Annotated in this window: 25 protein-coding genes and 2 tRNA genes; 6 read left to right on the top strand and 21 right to left on the bottom strand. The window is 69.5% G+C overall.

All coding sequences use genetic code 11. From position 1 onward, the window contains the following. Nucleotides 1–76: 76 nt before the first annotated feature. From AC07N1_RS04570 to AC07N1_RS04550, 5 genes are read right to left on the bottom strand one after another with little or no spacing between them, the layout of a single operon-like run. Nucleotides 77–979, bottom strand: coding sequence for a polysaccharide deacetylase family protein (locus AC07N1_RS04570; RefSeq protein WP_494670725.1), 903 nt, complete (start codon nucleotides 977–979; stop codon nucleotides 77–79). Further along, the gene (locus AC07N1_RS04565) at nucleotides 966–1,910 is read right to left on the bottom strand and encodes a polysaccharide deacetylase family protein (RefSeq protein WP_494670724.1); all 945 of its coding nucleotides are present in this window, start codon (nucleotides 1,908–1,910) and stop codon (nucleotides 966–968) included. The genes AC07N1_RS04570 and AC07N1_RS04565 overlap by 14 nt, the downstream gene beginning before the upstream one ends. Before the next feature lie 12 nt (nucleotides 1,911–1,922). Further along, nucleotides 1,923–2,783, bottom strand: a complete 861-nt coding sequence (locus AC07N1_RS04560) for an isocitrate lyase/PEP mutase family protein (RefSeq protein ID WP_494670723.1) — start codon at nucleotides 2,781–2,783, stop codon at nucleotides 1,923–1,925. Continuing rightward, on the bottom strand, nucleotides 2,780–3,268 hold the full coding sequence (locus AC07N1_RS04555) for a LeuD/DmdB family oxidoreductase small subunit (protein WP_232793070.1): 489 nt from the start codon (nucleotides 3,266–3,268) through the stop codon (nucleotides 2,780–2,782). Before AC07N1_RS04555 ends, AC07N1_RS04560 begins: the two co-directional genes overlap by 4 nt. After that, nucleotides 3,268–4,563, bottom strand: a complete 1,296-nt coding sequence (locus AC07N1_RS04550) for an aconitase/3-isopropylmalate dehydratase large subunit family protein (RefSeq protein ID WP_494670722.1) — start codon at nucleotides 4,561–4,563, stop codon at nucleotides 3,268–3,270. Before AC07N1_RS04550 ends, AC07N1_RS04555 begins: the two co-directional genes overlap by 1 nt. A 118-nt stretch (nucleotides 4,564–4,681) precedes the next feature. Here AC07N1_RS04550 and AC07N1_RS04545 point away from each other — a divergent pair, with 118 nt between their 5' ends. After that, nucleotides 4,682–5,872, top strand: a complete 1,191-nt coding sequence (locus AC07N1_RS04545; RefSeq protein WP_494670721.1) for an acyl-CoA dehydrogenase — start codon at nucleotides 4,682–4,684, stop codon at nucleotides 5,870–5,872. Nucleotides 5,873–5,883: 11 nt separating this feature from the next. Then, complete coding sequence (locus AC07N1_RS04540) at nucleotides 5,884–6,606, top strand: hypothetical protein (protein WP_494670720.1); 723 nt, start codon at nucleotides 5,884–5,886, stop codon at nucleotides 6,604–6,606. A 270-nt stretch (nucleotides 6,607–6,876) separates the two neighbouring features. On the opposite strand, the gene AC07N1_RS04535 is transcribed toward AC07N1_RS04540, so the two are convergent. From AC07N1_RS04535 to AC07N1_RS04490, 10 genes are all read right to left on the bottom strand, one after another. Then, complete coding sequence (locus AC07N1_RS04535) at nucleotides 6,877–7,659, bottom strand: enoyl-CoA hydratase/isomerase family protein (protein WP_494670719.1); 783 nt, start codon at nucleotides 7,657–7,659, stop codon at nucleotides 6,877–6,879. Further along, nucleotides 7,656–8,987, bottom strand: a complete 1,332-nt coding sequence (locus AC07N1_RS04530) for an amidase (RefSeq protein WP_494670718.1) — start codon at nucleotides 8,985–8,987, stop codon at nucleotides 7,656–7,658. The genes AC07N1_RS04535 and AC07N1_RS04530 overlap by 4 nt, the downstream gene beginning before the upstream one ends. A 1-nt stretch (nucleotide 8,988) precedes the next feature. After that, nucleotides 8,989–10,386, bottom strand: coding sequence for a phenylacetate--CoA ligase family protein (locus AC07N1_RS04525; protein ID WP_494670717.1), 1,398 nt, complete (start codon nucleotides 10,384–10,386; stop codon nucleotides 8,989–8,991). 18 nt (nucleotides 10,387–10,404) lie between these two features. Further along, nucleotides 10,405–11,760 (bottom strand): MmgE/PrpD family protein, encoded by a 1,356-nt coding sequence (locus tag AC07N1_RS04520; RefSeq protein WP_494670716.1) that lies wholly within the window; start codon nucleotides 11,758–11,760, stop codon nucleotides 10,405–10,407. A gap of 346 nt (nucleotides 11,761–12,106) precedes the next feature. Further along, entirely contained in the window at nucleotides 12,107–13,216 is a 1,110-nt protein-coding gene (locus AC07N1_RS04515; RefSeq protein ID WP_494670715.1) for a CaiB/BaiF CoA transferase family protein, read from the bottom strand. Next, nucleotides 13,213–14,370: a CaiB/BaiF CoA transferase family protein gene (locus tag AC07N1_RS04510; protein ID WP_494670714.1), complete on the bottom strand. Its 1,158-nt coding sequence runs from the start codon at nucleotides 14,368–14,370 to the stop codon at nucleotides 13,213–13,215. Before AC07N1_RS04510 ends, AC07N1_RS04515 begins: the two co-directional genes overlap by 4 nt. Next, entirely contained in the window at nucleotides 14,370–15,551 is a 1,182-nt protein-coding gene (locus tag AC07N1_RS04505; protein ID WP_494670713.1) for an acyl-CoA dehydrogenase family protein, read from the bottom strand. The genes AC07N1_RS04510 and AC07N1_RS04505 overlap by 1 nt, the downstream gene beginning before the upstream one ends. 1 nt (nucleotide 15,552) lies before the next feature. Further along, on the bottom strand, nucleotides 15,553–16,074 hold the full coding sequence (locus AC07N1_RS04500) for a MaoC family dehydratase (RefSeq protein WP_101715660.1): 522 nt from the start codon (nucleotides 16,072–16,074) through the stop codon (nucleotides 15,553–15,555). Between the two features lie 96 nt (nucleotides 16,075–16,170). Further along, nucleotides 16,171–16,974 carry an HpcH/HpaI aldolase/citrate lyase family protein gene (locus AC07N1_RS04495; protein WP_494670712.1) on the bottom strand — a complete coding sequence of 268 codons (804 nt, stop codon included), beginning with the start codon at nucleotides 16,972–16,974 and terminating at the stop codon, nucleotides 16,171–16,173. 52 nt (nucleotides 16,975–17,026) lie between these two features. Next, on the bottom strand, nucleotides 17,027–17,911 hold the full coding sequence (locus tag AC07N1_RS04490) for a polysaccharide deacetylase family protein (RefSeq protein WP_494670711.1): 885 nt from the start codon (nucleotides 17,909–17,911) through the stop codon (nucleotides 17,027–17,029). A gap of 120 nt (nucleotides 17,912–18,031) precedes the next feature. Between AC07N1_RS04490 and AC07N1_RS04485 the strand changes: the two genes are divergently transcribed. Next, complete coding sequence (locus tag AC07N1_RS04485; protein WP_494670710.1) at nucleotides 18,032–18,346, top strand: RedY/HapK family protein; 315 nt, start codon at nucleotides 18,032–18,034, stop codon at nucleotides 18,344–18,346. Between the two features lie 2 nt (nucleotides 18,347–18,348). Then, entirely contained in the window at nucleotides 18,349–19,188 is an 840-nt protein-coding gene (locus AC07N1_RS04480; RefSeq protein ID WP_494670709.1) for an SDR family NAD(P)-dependent oxidoreductase, read from the top strand. Between the two features lie 130 nt (nucleotides 19,189–19,318). Here the strand turns inward: AC07N1_RS04480 and AC07N1_RS04475 are convergent, their stop codons facing one another. Both AC07N1_RS04475 and AC07N1_RS04470 read right to left on the bottom strand, forming a co-directional pair. Then, nucleotides 19,319–20,320 carry a zinc-binding dehydrogenase gene (locus tag AC07N1_RS04475; protein ID WP_494670708.1) on the bottom strand — a complete coding sequence of 334 codons (1,002 nt, stop codon included), beginning with the start codon at nucleotides 20,318–20,320 and terminating at the stop codon, nucleotides 19,319–19,321. Beyond that, nucleotides 20,317–21,957 (bottom strand): FAD-binding oxidoreductase, encoded by a 1,641-nt coding sequence (locus AC07N1_RS04470; RefSeq protein ID WP_494670707.1) that lies wholly within the window; start codon nucleotides 21,955–21,957, stop codon nucleotides 20,317–20,319. Before AC07N1_RS04470 ends, AC07N1_RS04475 begins: the two co-directional genes overlap by 4 nt. 82 nt (nucleotides 21,958–22,039) lie before the next feature. On the opposite strand from AC07N1_RS04470, the gene AC07N1_RS04465 reads away from it, so the two are divergent. Beyond that, entirely contained in the window at nucleotides 22,040–23,038 is a 999-nt protein-coding gene (locus AC07N1_RS04465; protein WP_494670706.1) for a zinc-binding dehydrogenase, read from the top strand. A gap of 183 nt (nucleotides 23,039–23,221) precedes the next feature. Here AC07N1_RS04465 and AC07N1_RS04460 read toward each other — a convergent pair whose 3' ends face one another. The 3 genes from AC07N1_RS04460 to AC07N1_RS04450 form a co-directional block, all read right to left on the bottom strand. Then, nucleotides 23,222–24,550, bottom strand: coding sequence for an MFS transporter (locus tag AC07N1_RS04460; RefSeq protein WP_494670705.1), 1,329 nt, complete (start codon nucleotides 24,548–24,550; stop codon nucleotides 23,222–23,224). A 194-nt stretch (nucleotides 24,551–24,744) separates the two neighbouring features. After that, a tRNA-Lys gene (locus tag AC07N1_RS04455) sits at nucleotides 24,745–24,820 on the bottom strand. 188 nt (nucleotides 24,821–25,008) lie between these two features. Further along, nucleotides 25,009–25,084: transfer RNA gene (locus AC07N1_RS04450), tRNA-Lys, on the bottom strand. 84 nt (nucleotides 25,085–25,168) lie between these two features. Between AC07N1_RS04450 and AC07N1_RS04445 the strand changes: the two genes are divergently transcribed. Continuing rightward, on the top strand, nucleotides 25,169–25,507 hold the full coding sequence (locus AC07N1_RS04445) for an Hpt domain-containing protein (RefSeq protein ID WP_487289511.1): 339 nt from the start codon (nucleotides 25,169–25,171) through the stop codon (nucleotides 25,505–25,507). A gap of 4 nt (nucleotides 25,508–25,511) precedes the next feature. Here the strand turns inward: AC07N1_RS04445 and AC07N1_RS04440 are convergent, their stop codons facing one another. Next, nucleotides 25,512–26,324 (bottom strand): AraC family transcriptional regulator, encoded by an 813-nt coding sequence (locus AC07N1_RS04440; protein WP_494670704.1) that lies wholly within the window; start codon nucleotides 26,322–26,324, stop codon nucleotides 25,512–25,514. Between the last annotated feature and the right edge of the window lie 27 nt (nucleotides 26,325–26,351).

The following is a 26,351-nucleotide window of genomic DNA, read 5'->3' as shown; positions in this document are numbered from 1 at the left end:
GATCTAGTCAGCGGATCAAGATGCTCCCCCTCTGGGGGAGCTGTCGCGGAGCGACTGAGGGGGCCGCCGCAGGCGGCTACGCCCCGGCCATCTCGCTCGCCGTCATCGCCCGCACGCCCAAATCCCCCACCCCCGCCAACAACCGCCGCAAGGCCGAGATCCGGAACGGTTGCCCTGTCACATAAGGCGTCAGGGTGAACCCCAGCACCCGCCCGCCGAACCGTCCGGCGCCGTCGGCCAGATAAGAAGCCGCCTCAAGCACCTGACCCGCCCACTCGTCCTCCGTCTGGCGGCGGTCGATCATCAGCGCGCGGTCGTCGAGTTCGTTGGACAGCGGCAGGCCGATCACCTCGCCGGCGTCGGTCTTCATCGCCACCGGGACCTCGTCCTGTTCCCAGTCGAGGCAGATGTCGAAGCCGGCCGCGCGGATCAGGTCGAGCGTCGCGAACGACTGCTGCCGGGCCGGGCTCAGCCAGGCGCGCGGCTTCAAACCGGCGGCATCGAACCGCGCCCGGACCTCGGAGACCCAGGCGGCCTCCGTCTCGCGATCCAGCCCGCCCCAGTGGATGTGGGTGGTCGACAGGCCATAGGCGGCGATCTCGTGGCCGTCGGCCAGGATCGCCTCGACCAGCGGCTTCAACCGCTCCAGCTGGTCGGCGTTGATCGGGAAGGTCGCCTTCAGCCCAGCCGCCTTCAGGGCGTCGAGGATGCGGTAGACGCCCACCCGGTTGCCGTAGTCGCGCGTCGTGTAGTGGCGCAGGTCCGGATAGGGCGTGACCATCGCGCCGGGGTGCTTGAACGGCTTGCCGGGCGGATTGAGCGGATGGTGCTCGATCGGCACGACGATCATCGCCGCCACCGCCGCGCCGCTCGGTAGAGCGATTGGCGCGCGCGCGGTCGAGGGGCGCCAGGCGTAGCGGTCCTGGTCCATGCCATAGGAGCGGTGCGGATAGGTCAGGTGTTCGTCAGGCAGCGGCATGGGTAAACCCCGTTCCCGGCGTGGCCAGGCCGCGCGCGGCGATGTCGGCTACGGTCTGGTCGAAGTAGTTATCGCGATAGTGCTGCGCGATCTCGCGGGCCGTGGTGATCCACACCTCGTCGTGGCCGGCGATGTGGCGCAGGGCCTCCTCGAACGGCCGGATGCGGTGCGGCTGGCTGACGAGATAGGCGTGCAGCGGAATGCACATCACCGTGCCCGACTTTTCGCCTTCTTTCAGCAACTGGTCGAAGTGGCGCTTGAGCACATCGGCGTAGCGCCAGGGGCTCATCGACAGCGCGCCGTAGGTGATGACGTCGTTGACCTCGAGCGAATAGGGCATCGAGATCAGCTTGCCGGTCTTGGTCTTCACCGGCTGGGGCTGGTCGTCCTGGAAGAGGTCGCAGGTGTACCAGAAGTCGTTTTCGGCCAGCAGGTCGAAGGTCTTCTCGGTGTGGGTCAGGGCAGGGGCCAGGTAGCCCCGGATCCGCTGGCCGGTGGCGGCCTCGACCGAGCGGATCGAATCCTCGATCACCGCCCGCTCCTGAGCCTCGTCCATGCCGTATGAGAAGCGGGTGTTGTAGATGCCGTGGCTGAAGAACTCCCAGTTCCGCGCCACGCAGGCCTCGATGATCTCCGGATGGTGATCGAGCAGGCCCACCGACAGCGAGATCGAGCCGCGCATGCCGTACTTGTCGAGCAGCTCCATCAGCCGCCAGTGGCCGACCCGGTTGCCCCAGTCGCGCTGCGAGTAGCCGACCACGTCCGGCGAGGGCTTGGGCCAGCCGGGACGCTGCGGGTTCTTGGGCGGATCGAACTCGTAATATTCGATGTTGGGCGCGATCCAGAAGGCCAGCTTCTTGCCGTCCGGCCAGACGATCTTGGGCCGGTCGCGATAGGGCCAATGGTCGTAGAGGTTGGGATCGGCCTGCATCTGACGCTCCACTCAGCCGGCGGCGTAGGCCGCGCCGGTCCGGGCCATTTCAGCAAGCCCGATGCGGTCGTTCACCCCGCCCATGTCGATCATCCGCTCTGCGAATGGACGGGTCGCGCCATTGGCCTTCAGGCTGGCCAGGAAGGCCTCGGCCGTCGGCACCAGGGCGCGCACGAGGGCGCCGGGCGAGATCACCAGCTTGAAGCCGATATTGCCAAGCTCCGTCACGTCGAGCAGCGGGGTCTTGCCGCCCTCGACCATGTTGGCCAGCAGCGGCACCCGCCCGGCGAAGGCGTGGGCGATGGCGCTCATCTCGCCGATGGTGCGCGGGGCCTCGACGAACAGCACGTCAGCGCCGGCCTCGACATAGGCGTGGGCGCGGTCGAGCGCGGCCTCGAAGCCCTCGACGCCGATCGCATCGGTGCGGGCGATGATCAGGGTCTGGTCGCTGGCCCGCGCATCGAGCGCCGCGCGGATCTTGCCCGACATCTCCTGGGTCGAGACTAGGCCCTTGTCCGACAGGTGTCCGCACTTCTTGGGGAAGGTCTGGTCTTCCAGCTGGATGGCCGAAGCCCCCATGCGCTCGAATATCCGCACCGTTCGCTGCACGTTGACGGCGTTGCCGAAGCCGGTGTCGCCGTCGACGATCAAAGGCAGAGAGACGCGCTCGGACACCCGCCCGACCACGTCGGCCACGTGATCGAAAGACACCAAGCCGATGTCGGGCCGGCCCAGCTGGGTGTAGGCGATCGAGGCGCCGGAAAGGTAGATGGCCTCGAACCCGGCCTGCTCTATCAGCAGGGCCGACAGGGCGTCGTAGGCGCCGGGGGCCAGCAGCGGCGTGTCTTGGGCGAGGCGGTCGCGCAGGCTCATGCGGCGGCTCCCTTCAGGCGTCGTTTCAGGTGTGGGATCAGGCCGCCGTCGTCGATCATCGCCATCAAGTGCGGCGGGATCGGCGTCAAGGCGTAGGTCTTGCCCGTGGTGATGTTCTCGAGGCGTCCAGCGACCGGATCCAGAAGGATCCGATCGCCGTCCGTCATCTCGCCGACCTGGGGAAACACGAAGGCCGGCAAGCCGAGGTTGATGGCGTTGCGGTAGAAGATGCGGGCGAACGAAGTCGCCAGCACCGCAGAGACGCCAAGGAGTCGAAGGGAGACGGCCGCCTGCTCGCGCGACGAGCCGAGGCCGAAATTCGCGCCGGCGAACACCACGTCGCCGGGCCGCACGGTGCTGGCGAAGTCGGGCGCGATCGCCTTGAGGCAATGCTGCGCCAGCTCGGCCGGCGGCAGCTTCATCAGGTTGCCCGGGGCGAGCAGGTCGGTGTCGATGGCGTCGCCGAAGACGAAGGCGCGGGACATCAGGCGGCTCCCGTCAGATAGGGGCGGGGATCGACGATACGGCCGGCCGTGGCGGCGGCGGCCACGGCGTAGGGCGAGCCGAGATAGACGTTCGCCCCCGCATGGCCCATCCGGCCCTGGAAGTTGCGGTTGGTCGACGAGATGCAGGTCTCGCCCTCGGCGAGGATTCCCGCGCCCATGCCTGCGCAGGCCCCGCAGCCCGACGGCATCAGCACCGCGCCGGCCGCCAGCAGGGTCTCCATCACGCCTTCGCGCGCGGCGAGTTCTGCGGTGCGGGCCGAGCCCGGCGCCACCAGCAGCCGCACGCCGGGGGCCACGCGGCGCCCCCGCAGCACGTCGGCGGCCATTCGCAGGTCCTCGATCTTGGCCCCGACGCAGGCGCCGATATAGGCTTGGTCGATGCGGACCTCGCCGAACTCGGTGGCGTCGCGGGTGTTGGCCGGCGAGTGCGGGGCGGCGATCTGCGGCGAGAGGCTCGACGCGTCGAAGCGGTGGATGGCGGCGTAGGTCGCGTCGGGATCTGAATGCAGCGCCAGGGCCGCTGCCTCGTCGGTCACCGGCGCGCCGCGGGCGGCCAGATAGGCGAAGGTTACGGCGTCCGGCGCCACGACCCCAGTCTCGGCGCCCAGCTCGGCGGCCATGTTGGCCAGCACCATGCGCTCGGCCATCGGCATCGCCTTGACCAGCGGGCCGGCGAATTCCACCGCCTTGAAGGCGTTGTCCATGCCCAGTTCCCGGCACAGGAACAGCATGACGTCCTTGGCCGTCACCCCGGGCTGGAAAGCGCCGGTCCATTCGATGCGGATCGTCTCCGGCACGGCCAGCCAGGTCTCGCCGGTCGCGGCGATGGCGGCCATGTCGGTAGCGCCGTAGCCGGCCGCATAGGCCCCGAAGGCCCCGGCCGTCGGGGTGTGGCTGTCGCCGCCGGCGATGAAGGCGCCCGGCCGGATCAGGCCGTGCTCGGGAAGGACGAGGTGGCAGATGCCGACCATGTCGAAGAAGGCCGACACACCATAGTCGCGGGCGAAGTCGCGCGTCCCTTTCAGGATCGCAGCCGATTCCGCGTCCACGGCCGGCACGTAGTGGTCGGAGACGATGGCCACCTTGGACGGGTCCCATAGGCCCACGCCCAGCTCTTCCAGCAGCGGACGCCAGCGGCGCGGGCCGCTGCTGTCGTGCGCGAAGGCGAGATCCACCTTGGCCGTCACGAGGTCGCCGGCGCGCACGCTCGGCAGGCCCGCGGCCTTGGCGATCACCTTCTCGACGAGCGTCTTGCCGCCCACTTGGCCACCCAACCTAATCGCCTCCCGGTCAAATCCAGCGGCGACCGGGGTAGGCGCGAGGCCCCCGGCTAGAAAGGCGGAAGTTCAGATCAATTGCTGTGCGGTCATTTCCGGCCGCCGGAGGACTACGATGCCCCTCGACGCCGCTCCCCAGACCGCCGCCTTCGACTGGAAGGATCCGCTCGCCCTCGACGCCCGCCTGACCGAGGACGAGCGCCTGATCCGCGACGCCGCCCGCGCCTATGCGCAGGAGCAACTGCTGCCGCGCGTGGTCTCGGCCTATGCCGACGGCCGCTTCGATCGCCAGATCATGACCGAGATGGGCGAACTGGGCCTGCTCGGCTCGACCCTGCCTGAGGAATACGGCGGCGCTGGCGTCAGCCACGTGGCCTACGGCCTGGCCGCCGCCGAGATCGAGGCCGTCGACAGCGGCTATCGCTCGGCGATGAGCGTGCAGTCGTCGCTGGTCATGTACCCGATCTACGCTTTCGGTTCGGAAGAGCAGAAGCGCAAGTGGCTGCCGGGCATGGCGCGCGGTGAGCTGATCGGCTGTTTCGGCCTCACCGAAGCCGACGGCGGCTCCGACCCCGGCTCGATGCGCACCGTGGCCCGCAAGGTCGATGGCGGCTACGTGCTGAACGGCGCCAAGATGTGGATCACCAACAGCCCGATCTCCGACGTCGCCCTGGTCTGGGCCAAGCTCGACGGCGAAATCCGCGGCTTCCTCGTCGAGCGCGGGACCGAAGGCTTCACCACCCCGAAGATCGACGACAAGCTCAGCTTGCGCGCCTCGATCACCGGCGAGATCGTGCTGCAGGACGTGCTGGTGCCGGCTGACGCCATACTGCCGAACGTCAAGGGCCTGCGCGGGCCGTTCTCGTGCCTCAACAAGGCCCGCTACGGCATCGCCTGGGGGGCGATGGGCGCGGCGCGCTTCTGCCTGGAGACCAGCGCGGCCTATGTCGCCGATCGCGTCGTGTTCGGCCGTCCGCTGGCCGCCCGCCAGCTGATCCAGAAGAAGCTGGCCGACATGCAGACCGAGATCGCCCTGGGCTTCGAAGGCGCGCTGGCCCTGGGCCGCCGCCTCGACGCCGGCGACTGGGTGCCGGAAGCCATCAGCCTGCTGAAGCGCAACAACTGCGGCAAGGCCCTGATCATCGCCCGCGAGGCCCGCGACATCCACGGCGGGGCCGGCATTTCCGGCGCCAGCCACGTGATGCGCCACGCGGCCAACCTCGAGACGGTCAACACCTACGAAGGCGCGGCCGACGTCCACGCCTTGATCCTGGGCCGGGCGATCACCGGCCTGGCGGCGTTCTGAGGAGCGGGGCGATGAAGCACCAGACCATCCGCGGCAAGATCCTCTACACCTCGCGCAAGCCGGGCCGCGAAGGCCAGGAGCGGGGCCGCGAGCACTTCTCCATGACCCGCCACACCGACGGCAAGGTCACCATCCGCGCCCAGTGCGAGATCGAGGAGCCGGATCCCACCGTCCTGCGCGACGCCGTCTACTCCCTCGACGAGAACAACCGGCCGATGGATTTCCACCTGCGCCTGACGGTCGGGGACAAGTTCATGGGCTCGGGCTGGTTCCGCTTCGGCGAGGACTTCATCGAGTGCGAGAGCTACGGCCCGTCGATCGGCCGCCTGTCGCAGCGCGTGCCGATGAACGGCCATTTCGACGGCTTCGGCACCCACCCGATCATCGGCGACGCCTACATGTGCAAGGTGATCGACGTGTCCAAGGGCCCGCACAAGCGCAAGCTGCGGGTCTTCCTGCCCTCGGTCGATCACCGCGGCGCCACCCCGCCGCAGATCGTCGAGAGCGGCATCACGCTGGAATATGTCGGCGACGAGGAGGCGACGACGCCGGCCGGAACCTTCGCCTGCCGCCACTTCCGCTTCCTCGGCGAGGACGGCGGCATGGTCAGCAAGGACGGCGAGCACCCGACCTACGACATGTGGGTCACGGCCGACGATGACTCGCTGTTCGTCAAGGGTGGCGTCGGGGGGTACATGCAGACCTGGTACGAGCTGGTGGAGCTGCAGCGGTAGGGGCGCAAACCAAATCCCTCTCTCTTAGAGAGAGGGAGGGGCCCGCCGCGAAGCGGTGGGAGGGTGAGAGGTTTCACCGCTTGCAGGTAGATCCCAATGCGATGCGGCCGGCTTCAATAGAGCACCACATCGCTCTGAAAAGTCAAAGGTTCTGCCAGCCAGGAATACGCTGAACGACCGCGCCTCATCCGGTGAGAGTGTAACCTCTCACCCTCCCACGCCTGCGGCGCGGGCCCCTCCCTCTCTCGATGAGAGAGGGACGATAGGGGCTCACCGCTCCGGAAACACCGGCTTCCGCTTCGCCAGGAACGCCGTCCGGCCCTCGATGAAATCCGGCCCCGAAACCGAGGCCACGAAAGCCGCCCGTGTCGCCGCGTCGTCCTCGACGGCGCCGGCGAGGATCGCCCGGATCGTCGCCTTGATCGCCCGCACCGAATGCTGCGAGGCCGCCGCGATCTCGGTCGCCTTGGCCGCCACCGCCGCCGGAACATCCGCCTCGACCGCATCGATCAGGCCCAGCCGCAGCGCCTCCTGCGCCCCCAGCAGCCGTCCTGTGAACAGGATGTCCCTGGCCGCCGAGGCGCCGACGGCGTCCACCAGCCGCTTGGTGTCTTCCAGGCTGTAGGTCAGGCCGAGCTTGGCCGGGGTGATCGCCAGCCGTGCGTCCGAGGCGGCGATGCGCAGGTCGCAGGCCAGGGCCACGGCCAGGCCGCCGCCGACGCAGGCGCCTTCGATGGCGGCCAGCACCGGCTTTTCCAAGCCAGCGATCGCCCCGATCCCGGCCGCGATGGCGGCGTTGTAGTCGGCCGCGCTCTGCGGTGTTGCATAGACCGCCTCGAACTCGCCGATGTCGGCGCCGGCTGCGAAATGGCCGCCCCGACCGGTGATGATCAGCACCTTGGCGTCCGAGGCGGCGAAGGCCGCGCAGGCGTCGGTCAGGGCGCGCCACATGGCCAGGCTGATGGCGTTGCGCTTGGCCGGGCGGTCGAAGGCCAGGGTGGCGACGTCGCCGTCGATGGTCAGGGTCAGCGCCCCGTCGGCGAAAGCGGTCATCGGAAGGCCTCCGGAACGGCGGCTGAAGGCAGGGCTTCGGAAAGCCGTGCGGCCAGCGCCTGGGTAGCGCCGTCGGTCATACCGATCACCTGTAGAGACAGCGGCAAACCGTCGGCCTCGCCGGCCGGCAGGGCGAAGGCCGGCGCGCCCAGCACATTACCCAGCGCCGTCAGGTCGGCCTGGTTGGCGGGAACCGCGCCGTCGAAGGCGAAGGCCTGCTGCGGCGTCGTCGGCGTCAGAAGTCCGGCATAGGGCGCTGTCGCAGCGAGGATTTTTTGCCTGGTCTCAGTCAGCAGGCGATAGGCCTCGGCCAGCTTGGCCGGCGTCTGGCGCGCGCCCCAGGCCAGCAGCGAGCGGAGCTCTGGCGTAAAGCCCTCCGGGTCCAACGCCAGGGCGCGGCGATGCTCGACGCCGCCCTCGACCTCGCTGATCAGCAGGCCGGCGCGGCGCTGGGCGCCGAGGTCCAGGTCGTCGATCCGCAGCTTCTCCAGCCGCCAGCCGGCGGCCGTCAGGGCTTCCAGCGTGCGGGCGAAATTCTCCGCCACCGCCGGCTCCAGCTGCACCAGGCCGTCGAGGTCGAGCACCGCCAGCGGCCGCTCGTCTCGCGCTGGCGTGGCCTCCACGCCGCAGGCCTGGGCGACCAGGGCCGCGTCTGTCGCCGAGCGGGCGTGGACGCCCACGTGGTCCAGCGTCCAGGACAGGGCCGTGACCCCGTCGGTGGCGATCGCGCCCAGGGCCGGCTTATAGCCGACCACGCCGCAATAGGACGACGGCAGCCGCACGCTGCCCATGGTGTCGGTGCCCAGGGCCGCGGCGCACAGCCCCGCCGCCACGGCCGCGGCCGAGCCCCCCGACGAGCCGCCGGGCGTCAAGCCGGCGCGGTGCGGGTTCTCGCAGCGCCCCAGGAAGACGTTGTCGTTGGTCGCGCCCAGCGCGGCCTCGTGCATGTTCAGCGTGCCGAGGATCACCGCCCCGGCGGCCCGAAGCTGCGCGACGCAGGCCGCGTCAGCCGGCGCGACGTTGCGGGCGTAGGCCTTGATCCCGGCGCTGTGGACCAGACCCTCGACGGCGATATTGGCCTTCACGGCGACCGGTGCGCCGTCGATCGGCGACAGCGGCTTCCCCTCGGCCCAGCGCTTGGCGCTGGCCCGGGCCTCGGCGCGAGCGCCGGCGGGGTCCAGCTCGACCACGGCGTTGATCGCCGGGTTCAGCCGCTCGATGCGCGCAAGGTAGGCCTCGGTCACGTCGACGGGGCTGACGCCCGACGCATAGAGCGCCGGCAGGCCCGCCACGCCGGCCGCGAGGATGGGGTCGGAAAAGCCGGCCACCTCAGTAGCGCTCGTCGATCAGGCGGATCGGTTTCTGGCGCACGTCGATCTGGGTCAGGCCCGCCGTCGCGCCCTTGGGAGCTAGCTCGACCTCGACCTCGATGCCGATCTTGCGCTTGAGGATTTCGCCGTAGAAGCTTGCGATATCTCGCCATTCGGCCGTATCGGCCGTGGTCTCGGCGGTCACCGCGAAGCTGTCGCGGCCGGTGGCGTCGCGGCGGGCGCGGCAGATGAACTCGCCCGCGAAGGCGGGCGCGTGCTCCAGCATCGCCCCCACGCCCTGCGGGAAGATGTTGATCCCCCGGATCTTGACCATGTTGTCCGAGCGACCCAGGAAGCCCTCGATGCGCTGGAACACCACGTCGATCGACGAGAGCTTGGGGATCGCCCGGGTCACGTCGTGGGTGTTGAAGCGGATCAGTGGATAGAGGTCGTCCTTGAACAGGCAGGTGACGATCATGTCGCCCAGCTCGCCCGGGGCCACGGCCGCGCCGGTGTCGATGTCGCAGATCTCCAGGTAGTGGGCGTCCTCGTGCACATAGAGGCCGTCGCGGTCGGGGCCTTCGCCGGCGATCAGGCCGGTGTCTCCCACGCCGTACCAGTCGAAGCACTTGGCGCCGCCCCAAGCCTTCTCCATCGCCGCCCGGTCCTCGCGGCCCAGGTGCGCCGAGATCAGCCGCACGGGAATGTCGCGGCCCGGCTCGATGCCCATCTCCAGCGCCGTGTCGGCCAGCTTCTTGAGGTAGTCGCCGAAGCCGACCAGCACGGTGGCCCCGAAGCGCTTCATCACCTCGACCTGCTGGGCCGAGCGGGTCTCGACCCCGGTGCCGGCCGACAGGAAGGTGGCGCTGGTCCAGCGGGTGACGGCCTCGCGCACATAGTGGCCGCCGTTGATCATGCCGTGGCCGTAGACCGAGTGGATCACGTCGTCGGGGCGCAGGCCCTGGAACTGATAGTTGCGGGCCAGCAGCAGGTTCTGCACCTCGCGGCTCTTGGGGCCGAACAGCAGCACCTGGGGCGAGCCTGTGGTGCCCGAGGTGGTGTGCAGCATCACCGGCGGCCGCTGGCCTTCCGGATAGCTCTCGAAGCCGGCGAAGTCGCCGAACGGGGGCGCTCGCTCCAGCGAGGCCATGATGTCGGACTTGTCGAAGCTGGGCAGGCCCGGCAGATCGTCCAGCGAGCCGATGTCGCCGGGCTGGACGCCCGCCGCACCCCACAGACGCTGGTAGAAGGGCGTCTTCCAGGCCCGCTCGACGCAGCGCAGGAACAGGCGGTTCTGCCGCCAGCGCAGCTCGTCGCGGCTGGTGGTGGTGGCGAACTGGGTGAAGTCATCGCCGATCGGGTGGTCGGCGACGAGGGCGGGGTAGTCGAGCGACTGCCAGTAGGTCTGGTGGGACATGGATAACCTTGGGGGAGCTCAGCCGCCGCTGGCGAGGAGGAAGGCCTCGCGGGCGTCGGCCAGGGTGTCGAAGCGGTCGAAGAGGTCGGTCAGCGGGGCGTGGACGGCCTCCATGCCGACGAAGGCCAGGCACGAGCGGGCCTTTTCCAGGTGCTCGTTGCGGCTCATCGGGAAGTCGGGTGAGCCGAGCTGGGCGGTGACGTCGAGCACGATCTCTCGACCGTCCTTCAGCTTGGCGATGGCGCGGGCCGGCACGAAGGCGGCGGGATCGGGATTGCCGTCGCTCGTAACGACGATGCGGGCGGCCAGAGCCAGCACGTCGGCCTCGTTGAGGCGCTGCGGCGTGTAGTCGTCCAGGCCCACGCGGCCGCGGGTCAGCATGACGGCGGCCAGATAGGGCAGGCACAGGCGGGCGTAGGCAGTGTCCATCTCCGGCTTGGCGACGCGGCCCACCAGGTGGCGGATCAGCGGCGGGGCCGAATAGGTCAGGTTCTCCAGATCGTCCGGCCCGACGCCGTTTTCGGTCGTCAGCTTGCGCACGGCCACCAGCCCGCCGTGGCAGGCGCGGCCCGTGGGGAAGGGCTTGCAGGACACCTCGGCGATGCGGCGGCGGGTCTTCAGGTCGGCCAGCACGGGTTCCAGATCGAACCCGGCCTCGAACAGCGGCAGGTAGCCGAACGGCCCCTCCAGCCAGTCGCGCGGTCCGGGCAGGCCGATCTCTGCGATATCGATCGCTTGCAGGGCCGAGCGGGCGGCGGCGGCGATCTGGACGGGCAGGGCGGGCTTGCCCTCGGTGTGGGCCTGCATGGTGCCGCTGCTGAAGGCCAGGGCGTAGCCCATGGCGTCCAGAGCCGTCTCGCGCGGCAGGTGCTTCAGCCGCGCCAGCGCCGCCGTCGCCCCGAACACCCCCGCCGTCGCCGGCCGGAAGAAACGCAGGGCGGTCGTGGCGGCGACCCCCAGGGCGATGGCGACATCGACGCCCGCGACCATGGCCGCCAGCACCTCTTCGCCGCTGTAGGGACCCGAGCGGTCCAGCTCTGCGATCAGGGCCGGCACGATGGTCGGCAGTGGGTGCAGCACGGCCTTCTCGTGGACTGAGTCGTACTCCTGGCCGTGCAGCTGGAAGGCGTTGACGAAAGCGGCCTGGGCCGGCGGCAGGCGCACGCCAGGGCGGCCCAGAACAAGCCCCTGGCCTTCACCGCCCCAGCCGCGCGCGGCGGCCAGGATGGCGTCGGAATAGGCCGCGCCGGCCCCGGCGGCGCACACCGCCACGGCGTCGTGCAGCAGCCGGCGGGCGTCGGCCTGGACGGCGTCCGGCAGGGCGTCCCAGCGCAGGGAAAGGGCGTGGTCGACGAGGGCTTCGGCGGCGATCATGCGACGACGCTAGCAGCGGCGCCGGCCGCCTTTGGACGCGGCGTTCTGGTTTGCGCGCACAGCGGACAACGGTGCGGCTGTCCGCCAGTCGGCCAAACGCGAAATCCCCGTCGCGCGCGGCCGGGACGGGTTCAGCCTTCCTTTCGCGGACTGTCGGGGGACGGTTCGCGAGGCAGGAGAGCCGCCATGCTGATGCGTGTTCTGTTGTTACTGACCAGCGCGTTTCTGCTGATGGAAGCCGGACCGATGCTGCTCGACCAGATGGAGCGCGAGCGTACGGGTTCCTGACGTCTTCCGCGACTGAACGTCATCCCGGAGCTCTGGCCGGGATGACGTCCTTTGGCCGTCAGCGGTTCAGCCAGCCGGCAGGGCCGGCGCCCAGCGCGGGCGGGACCGGGTCGATCACCGCCGGTTCGTTGCTGAACAGGATCGGCGTACCGACAATCTCGGCGCCATCGGCGTCGCGCGACAGCATGCCCCGCACGGCCAGGGCCGGATCGTCGAAGGCCTCTTTCAGGGTCCGCACCGGCGCGAAGCAGACGTCGCGGCCGTCGAACCAGGTTTCCCATTCCGCCCGGGTCTTGGTGACGAAGGCCTCGCGCAGGAAGGCTCGGAGCGGCTCCTGGCCGGGGCCAGGCTGAAGCTCGGCGTAGGGCAGCAGGTCCAGGCGCTCCAGGCCCGCCAGCAGGTTGCGGGCGAACTTCACCTCCGAGCCGCCCAGGCAGATCCACGCTCCGTCGGCGCATTCGTAGAGGCCGTACATGGCGTTGCCGCCCCAGGAGCGTTCGTCCTTAGGCGCGTGAGCCTCGCCGGTGGCGAAGATCTTGCCGGTGACGTTGGGCGTCCAGGCCAGCACGCTGTCGTACATGGCGACATCCACATAGTCGCCCAGGCCCGTCTTCTCCCGTCGCAGCAGCGCCATCAGCACGCCCGACAGCGCGGTCAGCGAGGCCAGGGCGTCGGCGGCCGGCATGTTCGGCGGCGTCGGCTTGCCGTCGAAGCCTTCGCTCAACGACACCATGCCGGCCAGGGCCTGCACCGCGATGTCGTGGGCCGGCTTGTCGCGATAGGGGCCGGTCTGGCCGAAGGCCGAGATGGCGACATAGACGATGCCCGGATTGCGCGCCTTCACGGCCTCGTAGTCGAAGCCCAGCCGCTGGATGACGCCGGGCCGGAAAGCCTCGACCACCACGTCGGCCTGCGCGGCCAGGTCGAGCAGCAGGGCGCGGCCCTCGGCGGACTTCAGGTCCACCTGCAGGCTGCGCTTGCCGCGGCTGGTGTTGCGGAACCAGACGCTTGTCCCGTTCTTGCGATAGCCGATCTCGCGGGCCGGATCGCCTTCGCCGGGCGGCTCGATCTTCAGCACGTCCGCGCCGTGGTCGGCCATCATCAGGGTCAGCATCGGCCCTGGCAGGAAGAACGACAGGTCGAGGACGCGGACGCCTTCCAGCTTCACGAGATCGCTCCCAGCACTTCGTCGGTGTGTTCGCCGAGCTTCGGCGCGCGTGCGCCCGGCATCCGCTCCCCGTCGATCTTCACGGGGCAGGCCAGCATCGCCAAGCCTTCCGCGCGGTCAGGATGGGCGACGACGTCGCGCATGCCGACCTCGGCCACGAACGGGTTGTCGAGCGCGTCCATCATTTCCAGGATCGGCGCGAACGGAACCTTGCCGCCGAGCAGGGTGGTCCAGTCGGCCGTGGTCCGCGTCCCAAACAGCACGTCCATCGCCTCGCTCAGGGCCGGTCGGTTGGCGTGGCGGCTGGGGATGTCGGCGAAGCGCGGATCGGCCTTCAACTGCGCGGCGCCGGCGAGATCGCACAGCGCCTCCCAGAACTTCGGCGTCTGGCACATGACCAGGCCCCAGCCGTCGGCCGTCTTAACCGCCTGAGACGGCGCGATCGACGGGTGAGCGCCGCGCGGCAGGCGCTTGACCTTGTAGCCCTCGTTCATCGCCCAGACGGCCGGATAGGACAGCTGGTGCAAGGCGACGTCGAACAGCGAGACGTCGACGTCGCAGCCTTGCCCCGTCGTCCTCGCCGACAGCAGGGCGCTGACAACGCCGAAGGCCAGCATGGTCCCGGTCATGAAGTCGACCATCGACACGCCCAGCCGCGCGGGCGGCGCATCCGGCTCGCCGGTCAGGCTCATCAGCCCGGCCTCGGCCTGCATCAGGTAGTCGTAGCCCGGCCAGCCGGCCCGGCTGTTGCCGCGCCCGTAAGCGGAAAGGTGCCCGCAGACGATGGCCGGATTGACGGCCTTCAGGTCGTCATAGGTCAGCCGCATCTTGCCGGGCTGGTCGCCGCGCAGGTTGTCGACCACCATGTCGGCGGCGGCCACCAGACGCTCGAAGGCCGCGCGGCCCTCGCTTGTCTTGATGTCCACGGCGATGGACTTCTTCGACCGCGAGAAGGTCTGGAAGAACTGGCTGTCGGCCGCGCCCAGAAAGAACGGACCGGTGGCGCGGCTGACGTCGCCGCCCATGGCCGGAGCCTCGATCTTGACGACCTCGGCGCCCAGCTCGGCCATCAGCTGGGTGGCGTAGGGGCCGGCGCCGTATTGCTCGACGGCCAGCACCTTGATCCCGGCGAGCGGGCGGCGAACGTCAGCCATCAGACCGGGTTCCGAGCCACGAGCTGGCGGGCGATGATGATCCGCTGCATCTCGTTGGTGCCTTCGCCGATGCACATCAGCGGGGCGTCGCGGAACAGCCGCTCGATCGGATATTCCTTGGAATAGCCGTAGGCGCCGTGGATGCGCATGGCCTCGGTGGCCACCTCCAGCGCCGTCTCCGACGCGAAGTACTTGGCCATGCCGGCTTCCATGTCGACGCGCTCGCCGCGGTCGTAGGCCTTGGCGGCGTCTTCCACGAGCAGCTCCGAGGCGCGGGTCTTGGCCGCCATCTCGCCGAGCTTCAGCTGGATGGCCTGGTGCTGGGCTATAGGCTTGCCCATGGTCTTGCGCAGCTGGGCGTATTTGACGCTTTCCAGCAGCGCGCGCTTGGCGATGCCGACCGAGCGGGCCGCGACGTTGATGCGGCCGATCTCCAGGCCGCCGGTGGCCATGACGAAGCCCTGGCCTTCCTCGCCGCCGACCAGGCACAGCTCGGCGTCGCAGCGATAGTCCTCGAAGATGAACTCGCCGCTGTCGATGCCCTTGTAGCCCAGCTTCTCCAGCTTGCGGCCGTTCGTGACGCCGGCGATGGGCGCGCGGGTTTCGGGATCGATCTTCGGGGTGATGAGCATGCTCATCCCCTTGTGGCGCGGCTGGGCTTCCGGATCGGTCTTCACCAGCAGGGCCGAGACATGGCCCTCGATGGCGTTGGTGATCCAGGTCTTGGTGCCGTTGACCACGTAGTCGCCGCCGTCGCGCCTGGCGACGGTGCGGATGCCCTGCAGGTCGGTGCCGGCGTCCGGTTCGGTGAGGCCGAGGCACCCGCGCATCTCGCCGCTAGCGAAGCGGGGCAGCCAGAAATCCTTCTGCTTCTGCGTGCCGAACTTCTGGACCACCATGGCCATCATCAGGTGCGAGTTGAAGACGCCCGTCAGGCTCATCCATTCGGCGCTGATCTTGGTGACGATCCGCGAATAGGTCAGGGCCGACAGCCCCAGGCCGCCGTATTCCGGGTCGATCAGGGCCCCGAACAGACCCAGTTCCTTCATGTCCTCGACCAGGGCATGGGGATACTCGTCGTCGTGCTCGAGCTGCATCGCCACGGGGGCGACCTTCTTCTCCAGCCACTTGTCGATGGCGTCGAGGATGGCGCGTTCGTCGGCTTCCGAGATCTCGCTCATCCTAGTAGTTCCCGACCTTGTCCTCGACGGCGTGGCCGCGCGCCGGGATCAGCATGTTGCGCTTGAAGGTGCAGACGACCGTGCCGTCCTGGTTGATGCCCGTCGTCAGGATCGTGACGATCCCCTGGCCGGGGCGCGACTTGCTCTCGCGCTTGGCCAGCACTTCGCTCTCGCCATAGATCGTATCGCCGGCGAACACCGGGGCGCTGAACTTCACCTCGTCCATGCCGAGGTTGGCGATGGCCTTCTGCGAGACGTCGGTCACGCTCATGCCGATCAGCAGGGCCAGGGTGTAGGGGCTGACCACCAGGTTCTTCTTGAACTCCGAGGCCTTGGCGAACTCGGCGTCGAAGTGCATCGGGTGGGTGTTCAGCGTCAGCAGCGTGAACAGGTGGTTGTCGTACTCGGTCACCGTCTTGCCGGGACGGTGCTCGTAAACGTCGCCGACGATGAAGTCCTCGAAATAGCGGCCGAAGGTCTCGCGGTAGCGCTGCGGACCGACCTCTTTCCAGTTCTGCGACACGGGGGAGTCTCCTAGGTCTAAGCGCGGCAGGAATTTCCCGAAGGGAAATTCCCACCTAAAATTGAGCGTGGCGGACGCTGAAACCGGCATCCACTTTCAGCTGCCACGCTCCAGAACGCGCCGGGCGGCGCGGATGACCGGCAGTTCGATCAGCTTGCCGTCCAGCAGGGCGGCGGCCCCGCCGGCGGCGTCGAAAGCCTCGACCACGCGCCGGGCGCGCTCGATCTCGGCGGGCGAGGGGGTGTAGGCGGCGTTCACCGCGGCCACCTGGGCCGGGTGGATGCAGGACCGGCCGGTGAAGCCCAGGGCCTTGGCCCGCAGGGTCGAGGCGGCCAGGTTGTCCGGGTCGGAAAGGTTCAGGTGCGGTACGTCCAGCGAGGCGACGCCGGCGCGGGCGCAGGCGGCGACCAGCGTGCCGCGCCCCAGCAGCAGGGCGTCCCAGTCCATGGTCGAGCCGAGGTCGGCCGACATGTCCGCTCCGCCGAACAGGGCGCCGGCCACGCCCGGCGCGGCGCAGATCTCGAAGGCCCGGCGCAGGCCCTCGGCCGACTCGACCACCGGCCACAGCGCAAGGCCCGGCAGGATCTCGCCGGCGGTCAGCAGGTCTTCGGGCGCGGCGACCTTGGGGATCATCAGGAAGTCGGGACGGGCGCCGCTGTCGGCCAGGGCCACGAGGTCCTTCAGGCCCTCCAGCGTACGTACGCCGTTGATCCGCAAGCCGACCACGGCGGTGCGCGGCTGGCCCAGGAAGGCGAGGGCGGCTGCCCGCGCCTCGACCTTGCCGGCCGGCGGCACGGCGTCTTCCAGGTCGATGCAGACCGCGTCGGCGTCGGCGTCCAGCGCCTTGCCGAAGCGGTCCGGACGCGTGCCGGGCACGAAGAGCAGCGAGCGATAGGTCATGATCGGCTGGGCCGCCCGTGTCGTTGAAATGTCAGGACAATCGCCCTGGCCGTCAATCGCCGATCGGGACCCCTTGCGCGAACGCCTCGGCGATCTTTCTCCGACAGGCGATCCAAACGCCGTCGTGGGCGGCGACGTGATCCAGGAACTTGCGGAAGGCGCCGATGCGGCCCGGACGGCCGATGATCCGCAGGTGCAGCCCCAGGCTCATCATCCGCGCCCCGACTTCCTGGCTCTCGGCGTGCAGTTCGTCGAAGGTGGCCACGGCGTAGTCCAGCCAGTCCTTGGCGGTCAGCGACGGGGCCAGCCAGAACTTCATGTCGTTGGAGTCCATGGCGTAGGGCAGGATCACCATCGGCTTGCTCTGGCCGTCCGAGGTCTCGACCCGATCCCAGAACGGGAAGTCGTCGGAATAGTCGTCCATGTGATAGCTGAACCCGGCCTCGGCCAGCAGCCGGCGGGTGTGGTCGGTGTGCAGGTAGCGCGACAGCCAGCCGGAGGGACGCGTGCCGATCGTCCGTTCGATCGAGTCGGCGGCCTTGGTGATGAACTCGCGCTCCTTGGCCTCATCCATCCAGAACTGGTGGGTCCAGCGATAGCCGTGGGCGGCCACTTCGTCGCCGCGGGCGCGGATGGCGGCGGCCAGGTCCGGGGCGCGTTCCAGGGCGAGGGCGGCGGCCGTCCAGGTGGCCTCGATGCCGTGCTGGTCGAGGATCCGCAGGATGCGCGGCGCGCCGGCCTTGACGCCATACAGATAGTTGCTCTCGCTGCCGTGCATCCGCATCGGCTTCTTGGGAACCGCGCCCAGTTCGTCGACCGGCTCGGGGCCCTTGTCGCCGTCGCGGATGTTGTGCTCGGCGCCTTCCTCGACATTGACGACGATCGACAGGGCCAGGCGCGAGCCGTCCGGCCAGCGGAAATCTGCGGGAGCGGACATGGGGGCTTTCTCCAAGAGGCGAACAGTCTGAGCGCGGCGCTCGCGCCCATCGGGGCGGCGATCCAGCATGTGGCTTCAATCTTCACGGCGGCGCTGGAGCCGCAACGGAGGGAGCGCCCGATGGCCGTCACGCGGATTGTCGCCCTGTTCAACCTGAAGCCAGGCGTCTCGGCCGCCGATTACGAGGCCTGGGCCAAGGAACGCGACCTGCCCACCGTCAACGGCCTGGCGTCGATCGACAAGTTCGAGGTCTTCCGTTCGGCGGCCCTGCTGGGGACCGAGGCCGCGCCGCCCTACCAATATGTCGAGATCATCGACGTCGCCGACATGGACGCCTTCGGGGCCGAAGTGGCGAGCGCGACGATGCAGGCGATCGCCGCCGAATTCCAGGCCCTGGCCGACCCGATCTTCATCGTCACCGACAAGGTGGGCTGAGCATGACGGGACGTTTCGCGGGCAAGACGGCGGTCGTCACCGGGTCCGGTCGGCGCGGAGGCCTGGGGGAGGCCATCGCACGACGCCTGGCGCAGGAGGGAGCGGCGGTTGTCGTCTCCGATCTTGGTCGCCCCGTCGATCCTTCGACGCCAGCCGGGATGATCGGCGGGACCGAGGAGATGGAGGCGATCGCCGCCGATCTGCGCCAGTACGGCGGGTCGGCCAGCACCCAGCCCTGCGACGTGCGTCGCTGGGAGGAGGTCCGGGCGCTGGCCGACCATGCCGTGAGCACCCACGGCTCGCTCGACATCTGGGTCAACAACGCCGGCATTGGCTACATCATGAAGCCGCTGATGGAGGTGCGTCCCGAGGACTGGTCGGCCGTCATCGACGTCAACCTGACCGGCGCCTTCTTCGGCCTGAAGGCCGCCGCCGAGGCGATGATCGCCCAGGGCAAGGGCGGTCGGATCGTCAACATCGCCAGCCAGGCGGCCAAGTCGGGCTTCCCGCACGCCCAGGCCTACACCGCCTCCAAGCACGGCCTGGTCGGCCTGACCCGCTCTGCCGCCATCGAACTGGGCGCGCACCAGATCACTGTCAACAACGTCTGCCCCAACCACGTGACCACCGGTCTCGGGGCCTGGCAGAACGAATACTTCGCCAAGGTCACCGGTGCCGCCTCGGTCGAGGCCTACCTCGCCGCCATGGCCGCCCGCATCCCGCTGGGCCGCCCAGGCAAGGCCGAAGACACCGCCGACGCCGTGGCCTTCCTGTGCTCCGACGACGCCAAGTACATCACCGCCGAGAGCCTCAACGTCTCGGGCGGCGAGGAGCCGCACTAGACCCCCTCCGGCCCTCCGGGCCACCTCCCCCAAAGGGGGAGGATTTGGTCTTCCGTCTTGCCATGAAAATGCTCCCCCTTTGGGGGAGCTGTCGCGGAGCGACTGAGGGGGCGAGCGCCGAAGGCGCTCGCTACAGCCTCACCGTCACCTTGCCCATCGACCTGCCAGAGTTCAGCCAGTCCACCGCGTCGTAGATCGCGCCGACGCTCTCGAACGCCGTATCGTCGGCCACGGCCTTCAGCTTGCCGGCCGCCTTCAGCGCCGCGAGGTCCGCCCGGGCCGCCGGCCAGTGCTCGGTCAGCAGGCCGTTCATGAAGCCGCGGATCGAGGCGGCCTTGTAGTAGAGCTTGTGGGCGATGCGCGGGGCGCTGACGATCTCGGCGCCGCCGTCCATGTCCTGGGCGACGCCCGCCACGACCAGGCGGCCGTGGCGGGCCAGGTTGTCGGCGAAGGCGTCGAAGATCTCGCCGCCGACCGTGTCGATGGCGACGTCCAAGGCTTCGGGGAAGTCGCGGGCCAGGGCGGCGGCGACCGGTTCGGCGCGATAGTCGATGACCGCGTCGGCGCCGAGATCCCTCACGAACTGCGCCTTCTTCGGCTCGCCGCAGACGGCGATGACCTTGCAGCCGTGGGCCTTGGCGATCTGCACCAGGATGTGGCCCAGGCCCCCGGCCGCCGCCGAGATCGCCACGGTCTCGCCGGGCCTGGCCTGGCCGATCTGGTGAAAGGCCACGTGCGCCGAGACGCCGGTCGAGGCCAGGATCAGCGACTCCTGGTCGGCCGCCGGAACCTTCACGAAGGTGGAGGCGGCGGCGATGTTCATCTCGCGATAGCCGCCGCCGAAGCGGACGCTGGCCACCGCGTCGCCGACCGCCAGCTCTGTGACGCCGTCGCCCACCGCCTCGACGATCCCGACCGCCTCGACGCCCATCGGCATCGGCGGGGAGACTTTGACGTAGCTGACGGCGTTGCGGGCGATCTGCACGTCGAACAGGCCGTTGATCCCGCACCAGGCGTTGCGGACGGCCACCTCGCCGGGGCCGGGCGCGCGCATCGGGATCTCCACCACGTCGGCGGCCTCGCGCAGGGTGCGGGCGAAGCGGCGCAGTTCGAGGGCGCGGTAGGTGCTCATGGTTTGGCTCCGAGGCCGAGGACGCCGGGATTGACCAGGCCTTGCGGGTCGAGCGCGGCCTTCACCGCCTCCAGCAAAGCCCGGGAGGCTTCGTCGAGGCTGTCGGCATAAGGATAGACGCGGCCGATCTGCAGGTGGCCGGCGCCTTCGGCCTGGAAGATCGCCATCACCCGGGTGCGGGCCTGGCTGACCACCGCGAAGGCGGCCGGGTCGTGCGGCAGGGCCGGCAGCTTGGCCAGCAGGTGCGGCTCGATCGTCGCCTCGTGCAGGGCGTGGCGTGCGCCGGGCCAGTAGAAGGTGGGCTCGATGACGAAGGCGTTGGTCGACAACGCCGTGAACATGAAGGCCGTGTCGATCCCGTGCTCGGCGAAGGCGTCCGCCATCTCGGCATAGACCGCCTCGATCGCCGCGTGGATCGCGACGGCGCGCGACAGCGGCGCGACGCATTGCAGGGTCGCCCAACGCTCGCCGCCGGGACCGAGGATGGAGTTGGCCGCCGGGAACGGCTGGGCGCGGATGATGCGGGGAATGCTGTTCTCGATCTCACGGCCCGAGAAGCGCCTGGCGATGGCCTTGGCTTCGGCGAGATCGGCCTCGACGCCGGCCTTGCTGCGGCCTTCGCAGATCACGTGCAGCGGATAGTCGTCGGCCCCGACGAAGTCGCGGCCGGCCAAGGCGATCTTGGCCGCGGCCGCCACGCCCTTGATCAGCGAGCCCTGCTTGGCGGCTACGTCCTTCAGCACCTTGACGTCGCTCAGCAGCGACGAGCGGCGCAGGCGCACCTTGGTCAGGTTCGGATCGAAGCCGCACAGTTCGCTGGCGATCCCGGCCCGGGTCATCTCGGCCATGGCCTCGATGATCGAAGCGGCGTCGGCGAAGGCGAAGGAGGCGTAGGCCTCGTGCGCCGGCCGGCGGATCAGGCGCAGCGTCACCTCGGCCTTGATCCCCAGCGCCCCGCAGTCGCCGCCGAACAGCCCCGTCAGGTCCGGCCCGTAGAATCGCCAGAACGGATGCTCGCCGCCTTGCCCGCGCGCGCCGGTGCGCAGGATCCGGCCGTCGCCCGTCACCACGGTCAGGGCCACGACGCTTTCGCTGGTCGTGCCGTAATGGCCGGCGCCGAAGAAGGCGTTCTGCTGCGACAGGCCGCCGCCGATGGTCGAGGTCAGGCCCGACATCGGCCCCCAGAACGGCGCGCGCAGGCCCAGCGGCGCCAGGGCGTCGTCGAGGGTCTTCCAGGTGCAGCCGGCCTGGACGGTGGCGACCATGTCGCCCGCGTCGATGCGCACGATCTGGTCGAGCCTGGAGAGATCCAGGCTCAGCGTGCCGGCGCGGGCGGGGATGTAGCCCTTGGTGTAGCTCATGCCGCCGCCGCGCGGGGCCAGGGCCATGCCCTCGCGCGCGGCCAGCGCGGCGACGGCCGCCAGCTGCTCCACGCTGGTCGGCGCGACCACGGCCAGCACGGTCTCGTCGGCGATGGCGAAGATGTCCTGGCTGTAGAGGACGCGGGCGGCCTCGTCGTCGCGGACGCCGGTTTCGCCGACGATCTCCCGCAGGGCGGCGAGCGCGGAAGTTCGGCTGGCGGATGGATCGAATTCGGCGGCGGCCACGGGCAGGTCCGGAAAGCTAGGGTCGCCCATCGATAGTCCCAACCGCGGGGCGGCCGGGCAGGGGGCGCAGGCTCTCTCCGACAGGCGGCGCCCGCTGGAGCGAAAGCCGACCATGAGCAAGACCCTGGAAGTCGTCCTCAAGCGCACGATCGAGGACGTGCCCGTCGCCGCCGATTTCGAGGTGATCGAGCGCGCCGCGCCGACCGAAGCCCCGGCCGGCCAGCTGCTGGTGCGGGTGCTCTACCTGTCGCTCGACCCCTATCTCGGCTCGCGCTTCCGCGGCCGGCACATGGGCGAGCCGCGCCCGGCGCCGGGCGAGACCCTGCCGGGTTCGTCGGTCGCCGAGGTCATCGCCTCGGGCCATCCGGACTTCGCGCCGGGCGACCACGTGGTCGGCGACGCCGGCTGGGCGCAGATCGGCCTGATGGACGCTAAGTTCGCCCGTAAGGTCGACGCCTCTCTGGGCGTCTCCAATCACCTGGGCGTGCTGGGCATGCCGGGCCTGACCGCCTGGGCCGGCGTCACCCAGCTGGCCAAGGTGGGCGCGGGCGACGTCTTCACGGTCGACGCGGCCGCCGGCAGCGTCGGCGGCACGGCCGGCCAGATTGCCAAGATCCTCGGCGCCAAGGCCGTCGGCATCGCCGGCGGGGCCGACAAGGTCGCCCAGGTGGTCGAGCGCTACGGCTTCGACGGCGCCGTCGACTACCGCAACGAAGGCTGGGTCGACGAACTGAAGGCCCTGACCGACGGCGGCCCCACCGTTCACTTCGAGAACGTCGGCCTGCCGATCCTCAATCCGGTGTTCGGCCTGCTGAAGACCTACGGCCGCGTGGTGATCTGCGGGCTGTCGGCCCACTACCACGCCGACGGCCCGCCGCCGCAGTTCGGCCTGGGTCCCATCGTCGGCAAGCGCGCCGCGGTCATGGGCCTGGTGGTCTACGACTTCTATCCGCGCTGGAACGAGTGGGTGAAGACCGCCGAGCCCTGGCTCAAGGAAGGCCGCCTGGTGCAGGTCGAGGACCTGGGCGAGGGCATCGAGTCGGCCCCGGCCCAGTTCGAGCGCCTGATGAAGGGCGCCAACGCCGGCAAGACGCTGGTGAAGGTGGGCTGAGGCGCTCGCCTTCAATAAGTACGTCATCCCGGAAAGCCCGCAGGGCTTATCCGGGACCCAGGGGCCGGCGCATTGCGTCGGCCCCTTTTCGTTTGCTAGCCTGACGGTCGCGCCCGGTCCCCTGGGTCCCGGCTCTACGCTTCGCTTCGGCCGGGATGACGAGCTGGGTGGGGCGCGGAGAGCCTAAGCCCTCCCGAACCGCGCATAGAGCGCCGCCGCCGCCAGGTTGAAGGCCGCCGGCGCATAGGCGAACGCCACGGCCACGCCGACCAGCGCCGAACCCGGCTGGGCCGCGCCGGTCACCGCCAGGGCGCTGGAGAAGCCGAAGGCCGACAGAACGAGGCCCGTCAGCAGGGTGCCGCCCAGGGCGAAGCCGATCTTGTCGGCGCCGGTCCACAGCGCCGAGAACACGCCAGCCCGGCTTTCGCCATGCTCGGCCTCGTCCTTGGCGATGACGTCCGACAGCAGGCTGTAGCCCATCAGGCTCCAGCCCGAATTGAACAGGGCGAACAGCACCACCACGGCGTAGATCGCCGGTAGCGGCGCGCCGGCCATCACGCCCCAGGCGGCCTGGACAACGGCGTGGCCGAGGGCGGCGGCGATGTAGACGCGCTTGCGGCCGAAGGCGGTCGATAGCTTGATCCACAGCGGCTGGGCGGCGATGACCACGGCGCTCATCACCAGCACGATCATGCCGATCTGGGTCAGGGCGTCCGCGCGGCCCATGTTGTAGCTGAGGAAGTAGACCATGGCCGCATAGCCCAGGCCCGAGCCGATCAGCTGCAGCACATAGGCGCCCAGCAGCGGGCGGAAGGTAGGATCGGCCACGGCGCTGAGGATCGCCTTCAGCCGCATGGCCGGCTGGCCGGCCGCCTGCACGACGGGGCGCGGCGAAGCCAGGAAGGCGATCAGCAGGCTGACCGAGCAGGTCGCCGCCAGCACCAGCGACATCTGCGAATAGGCCGGCCGGCCGCCGCCCCAGGTCTGCACCAGCACCGGCGCCAGGGCGCTGCCGACCAGCAGGCCGATGGCCGAGAAGCCCATCCGCCAGGCCATGACCACCGTGCGCTCCTTGGGATCGTCGGACAACTCCGTGCCGATCGCCAGGTAAGGCACCGAGAAGGCCCCGAACACGATCATGTAGACGCTGAAGGCGGCGGCCACGTAGCCGGCCTTCAGAGCCGGCGTTCCTTCCGGCACATGGAACAGCAGGATCAGCGCCGCCGGCGCCAGCAGCGCCCCGACCAGCAGCCACAGGCGACGCGGAACCCGGGCCTTCCAGCGGTCCGAGACGAGGCCGACCGTCAGGTCCGAGATCAGGCCCCAGAACAGCTTGGGAAAGAAGATCGCCGCCCCGGCCAGCGCCGGCTCGACGCCCAGCGCATTGGTCATGAAGAACAGCAGCAGCAGCGAGGGGGCGTCGCGGAACACCTGGCCGGCGATCTGGCCCGCGCCATAGCCGGCGTGGACGAGCAGGGGCAGGCGGGGCGAGGGCGGCTTGGCGACGGTCATGGCGCGGATCCGATGAGAGGGATCGGCGACGCTAGGCGCGAAACGACGGTTCAAGGGGGCGGGAGGCGCGGCGCCCGACTGTCGGACACTGACAGGTCAAAACAGCGTGCGGCTGCGCGAAGCCTCGGCGCCGGCCGCTTTCGCGGCCGTCTGGCGCGGCCATCCGGTTTCAGATCATGAGTTCTGAGAGAGAATGGTGGGTGTAGTAGGATTCGAACCTACGACCCGCTGATTAAGAGTCAGCTGCTCTACCAACTGAGCTATACACCCGTTCGCGTTTCGAAGTCGCTTTCACGTCCCCGACGGCGAGGCGCGATACATACGCCAAGGCGCGGTAAGTGCAATCCACTTCAGAACATTAGGTGTGGATATATTCGTCGCACCTGAAGCCAGACGCGCGAACGCAGCAAGGGGACCCCAGGAGGGGAATTCTTTACTAGATCAAGTTTTGAGGAGAATGGTGGGTGTAGTAGGATTCGAACCTACGACCCGCTGATTAAGAGTCAGCTGCTCTACCAACTGAGCTATACACCCATTCGCGATTCCGAAGCGCTGAAGCGTCCCGGCGGCGAGGCGCGGAACATACGCAATGAATTTGAGAGCGCAAGGACTTTTTCGATGGCCAGGCGAGATATCAGCGGAGCCGTGGATTTCGCCTATCTGGAAGGGTTCGCGGCCGGTGACGCCACGGTGATCGAGGAGGTCCTGGCCCTGTTCCGCGAACAGGCCGCGCTGTGGACCCCGATGCTGTCGCCCGACCATCCCGGCTGGCGCGACGCGGTCCATACGGTCAAGGGCGCGGCGCGCGGCGTGGGGGCCAATGCGCTGGGCGACGTCTGCCAGCGCGCCGAGGCCGGCGAGGCCGGTCTGGACGAAGTGATCACCGCCTTGGATGCGGTGCTGCTGGATATCGCCGCCTATGTCCACGAGCAGGCGCTGCGCTCGCTGAAGGGCTAGCCTTCTAGGCGCGCCCCGGGTGGCGTTCGGCCATGTAGCGGCCGGGCGAGGCGCCCAGCGCCTTGCGGAACATGGTCACGAAGCTGGGCGTGCTCTCGTAGCCGAGGTCGGCGGCGACGCTCTGGATCGACGCGCCCGCCGCCAGCCATTTGACGGCCAGCACCACGCAGAGCTGCTGGCGCCAGCGCCCGAAGCTCATGCCGGTCTCGCGGTCTATCAGGCGCATCAGGGTGCGCTCGCTCATGCCGGCGCGCTTAGCCCAGGCGGCGAGGCTGCCTCGCGCCGCTGGCGCGGCCATCATCTCGTCGACGATCCTGCGCAGGCGCGGATCGGCGGGCATCGGCAGGTGCAGGTCCTCGACATGGGCGGCGGCCACCTCGTCCAGCAGAACCGACACCAGGCGAGAATTGGCCCCGCTCTCGTCGTAGAGATAGGGCAGGTGCGCGGCCCGGGCCAGAAGCTCCCTCAGAAGCGGCGTCACCGACACCGCGCAGCAGGCCTTGGGCAGGCGCGCGTCGATCTGCGGGTCGATGAAGGCGTTGTAGCCTTCCAGCGCGCCGCTGGCCCTGATGGCGTGCAGCGCGCCGCCGGGGATCCAGATGGCGCTTCGCGGCGGCACGACCCAAAGCCCGCCCTCGACCTCGCAGCTCAGCGCGCCGCGCTGCACCAGGATGATCTGACCCTTCCGGTGACGGTGAGGGTCCAGCTCGATGCCGCCGACCTCGTCCATCATCGCGCCGAACACCACGATCGGCCGGGGAACCTCGTCGGGTTCGATCCAGTCGTCCTTGGCCGTCAGGTCGCTGATGATGGGCACGGCCGGCTCCGGACGAGGGTGTGGCGA

The organism is Caulobacter sp. GW821-FHT09B11 (assembly GCF_059418205.1).
Note: the sequence above shows the minus strand (reverse complement) of the source record. Positions and strands in the feature narration are given on the sequence as shown.